Here is a 3,493-nt window from a genome sequence, read left to right as displayed (position 1 = left end):
GCTAACACGACGGCCATTTACAAAAGAACCATTACGACTACCTAAATCGATCAGATAAAAATCTCCCGTATCCATCTGCTGTATCATAACATGGTTGCGGGATATCCATTTATCAGCTAGGACAAAAGTATTATCTTTACTTCTACCAATAGTCCAACAATTATTTCCAACTAGAGGTAGGTAGCGATCGCCTGCTTCAGTGCGAACCACTAAATGAGGAGGTTGAAAAGTCACGACAGTAGCACTCATGGTAACACAAGCTCTAAACTTGTGTGAATTCTGTTTTGGTCAGCACTAAATTGATCAGTAATATACTGATTGACCCTAAAATAGCATAGGTATGACAGTATTATTACCGAGGTATTTTTCTACTGCACCCCCTCTGAAATTTTGTCTTAGGCCACAAAAGCAGCCAACAAAAACAGACTGTCTACTAAAATTGTACTCAATACTGCTGCTCCAAACGCCCACCAGTATAACTTTTTAGACTGCAAAGGTACAATACCAAACAGCAATAGAATCCCAACTAACACAATAATCCAAGTCATCCCCCAGGAAGTACGCACTTGAGTTAAAGCATCTTGAAATACTTCTAAGGCCATTTCTGGTTCAACGATCATTAACTGTCGCCAATAAGGAATCAGACCAGTTATGTAGAAATATCCGTCTGTAACTGCTGTACCTAGTAGAGACCCTAAATAAAAACAGTTACCTACCATTTCTCGATTGTGTCTCAAACACCATATTGCCAAAGGTACAAACATTGCTTCAACTGGTAAGTGGAGAAATGGTTCCTGTCGTAGCCAACCCCAGTATACAGAACCTGTGAACCAACTCCAAGTAAACCCCAATAATAAATCACCCCATAAATTAGTTGCTCTGTTTCTCAGCAATTTTAAACTTAGCCATAACCAAAAGCCTGTCATCCCTAAACTTAACCAAGGCAGTTGACGTACCATTGGAGCTTGAAAAAACACTGGTACTGACACTAGAAATACAGCAGTGCCAAACACAGCCCATTTTTGGCTGATTCTAATTTTTTCTGAAACAAATACCAAAAAATTTTTTTCTATAAGAGATGGAAAAAAAACATTCATTTTAGCAAAAAAAGTGTTTTCAAACAAAATATTTTCAATATTTTTTACTTAACTTTATTTTATTTAATATATCATAGATTTTATCCCCTCCTAGGGCATCTTTATATTAACAACATTTTTATCCCCCCAATGGGGATTGTTTAGGAATAGTTAGGATTTGCGGAAAAAAGCAGAGTGTGGGAAGTGTGGAAGGTTTGGGAGGTTTGGGAGGTTTGGGAGGTATGGAAGGTGTGGGAGGTGTGGAAGGTGTGGGAGGTGTGGGAGGTGAGAAATCTTGTCTGCTCAAAATGCTAACTTTTTTAGCTTAAAAGACCGAAAAGCTGGCACTTTTTTCGACCTAAAAAGGCACTTACCTTTATCTGTCAATATTCTCAATTGATGACCAAAAAATAAGGTCTCAAACCTCCCCTCAGATAGGGGATGAAAAAAATCAAATTCAGTATTTCAAGTCTCTGGCAACAGTTGCAAGGTACTGATAACTGATAACTGATAACTGAAATGACACACTCTAGTTAAGAATAGAGAAAACGATGAAAAATCAAGGGTTTTGATGGCTGAAAATGTCTTTGTTGCATGAAAGTAGTGATAGAACATCCATTCCGCAGCTATATCACTCTTTTTCTATAGATTGATTTTATATTCATCTATTGTCCAATAGTTATTTATTTGCTGAGAAAGCTTTGGCGGAGCAAGTGCGGCAGCTATATCCCTCTCTTTCGCGATTGATTATTGATGTTATATTCATCTATTGTACAATAGTTATTTATCGGAAATTAAACCTCAAAGCCTTTACAGGTAAAAGTTTCAGCCTTTTTATGTAGATTGATGTTATATTCATCTATTGTACAATAGTTACAGGAGTTTCGGCACATTATTATTGTACATATGCGGAGTAAGTGCGGCTGCTATATACTTTCATGGAACAAAGTCGCTGAAAATTGTCAAAATTAACTACACTTAATTAATGCTATAATTCACTAATAATTCTAGGAAAACGCTACTTGATGAAATTATTCTGTACAGTAATTGTCAGCGCTCTAATTTTTATCTCTCTAGAAAAAGTCGGCCAATCATTACCATCTGAGCCGATAGCTACCTCCGAACAGTTGACTATTTTTCAGGCAGTTATTCTCGGAATGGTACAAGGATTAACAGAATTTTTACCTATTAGTAGTACCGCTCACCTGAAGGTTGTCCCTGTAGCGCTAGGTTGGGGAGACCCTGGTGTAGCCTTTACTGCAGTTATTCAATTAGGCAGTATTGTTTCTGTTGTTTGGTATTTCTGGGATGACTTGACAAAAATCACAATTGGTACATATAAATCTATTTTGAAATCTGACTATCAGTCCCCAGATTTCAAAATGGCAGTTGGCATTGCCTTTGGTACCTTACCAATAGTATTTTTTGGATTGTTGATTAAACTATTTATTCCAGATTTTGATAACTCCCCACTGCGTAGTACAGTAGCGATCGCCATTGCTTCAATAGTTATGGCTTTGTTATTAGGTATAGCAGAAAGAGTTGGAAGCCGAAAACGTAAATTTGAAGAACTAGATATTAAAGATGGCATACTGATGGGTATAGCCCAAGCCTTGGCATTAGTTCCTGGAGTATCTCGCTCTGGCTCAACTATTACAGGTGGCTTGTTTATGGGATTAGAAAGAGCTACAGCAGCAAGATTTTCTTTTTTATTAGGTCTTCCAGCGATTACTTTGGCAGGTTTAGTGGAACTGAAGACTCTCTTCGATGAAGGGTTTGGAGGTATAGGCTTACTTCCTACCATCGCTGGAATTATCTCTGCAATAATTTTTTCTTATATAGCAATTGCTTGGTTAATTAAATACTTACAAACTCAGGATACTTGGATATTTGTTTGGTATAGATTAGCTTTTGGGGTATTAATCTTAGTAGCGATAGCCGGTGGTGTATTGCAGAATGTATAGCATTGACTTTTCCCTTGGTTAAAACGCAAGGGATTCTAATTATTTAATCCCGGATCGATTGAAAGGGCTTTTTCAAAATTTAGGAGTGGTTTAATAAGGGATTTTTGTTTATAAACAAATTAGGCATAAAAACATTTATTTAGTGGTAAGATTCGCAGTTTTTTGATGTCTTTAAAGTCTAAATTTGATGGCATTTCCAGAGAAAAAATATCTATTTGAAACCATTTTTTAAATGTTTTCCCTAGAGGGAGTCTGATTTATTTATCTTTGAATTTTAATGCCTGTTTGAGATAAGTTACTAGAGCATATCCCCCTTTTTTTACGATAGTTAGGAAGTTGTGGCTTATTAATTAGGGTTTGCTGATTAAATCTAAAAGCACTGACATATAACTGACATATAAAGGTAAGTGCCTTTTTGGAGCGAAAAAAAGTGCAAATTTTTCAGCTTGAGTG

Annotated in this window: 4 protein-coding genes; 2 read left to right on the top strand and 2 right to left on the bottom strand. The window is 36.5% G+C overall.

Going from position 1 to position 3,493, the window contains the following annotated elements; all coding sequences use genetic code 11:
- The coding region (locus F6K22_RS36070) for an FHA domain-containing protein (protein ID WP_293109432.1) at window positions 1–249 on the bottom strand (249 nt) is incomplete at its 3' end.
- A 146-nt stretch (window positions 250–395) separates the two neighbouring features.
- Window positions 396–1,097, bottom strand: coding sequence for a DUF3120 domain-containing protein (locus F6K22_RS36065; RefSeq protein ID WP_293109430.1), 702 nt, complete (start codon window positions 1,095–1,097; stop codon window positions 396–398).
- 176 nt (window positions 1,098–1,273) lie between these two features.
- On the opposite strand from F6K22_RS36065, the gene F6K22_RS36060 reads away from it, so the two are divergent.
- Together F6K22_RS36060 and F6K22_RS36055 are read left to right on the top strand one after the other, a co-directional pair.
- Window positions 1,274–1,405 (top strand): hypothetical protein, encoded by a 132-nt coding sequence (locus F6K22_RS36060; protein WP_293109429.1) that lies wholly within the window; start codon window positions 1,274–1,276, stop codon window positions 1,403–1,405.
- Window positions 1,406–2,101: 696 nt separating this feature from the next.
- Window positions 2,102–3,040, top strand: a complete 939-nt coding sequence (locus F6K22_RS36055; RefSeq protein WP_293109427.1) for an undecaprenyl-diphosphate phosphatase — start codon at window positions 2,102–2,104, stop codon at window positions 3,038–3,040.
- Window positions 3,041–3,493 lie beyond the last annotated feature (453 nt).

The organism is Okeania sp. SIO2F4 (genome assembly GCF_010672385.1).
In the GTDB taxonomy this organism is placed as follows: Bacteria; Cyanobacteriota; Cyanobacteriia; order Cyanobacteriales; family Microcoleaceae; genus Trichodesmium.
Note: the sequence above shows the minus strand (reverse complement) of the source record. Positions and strands in the feature narration are given on the sequence as shown.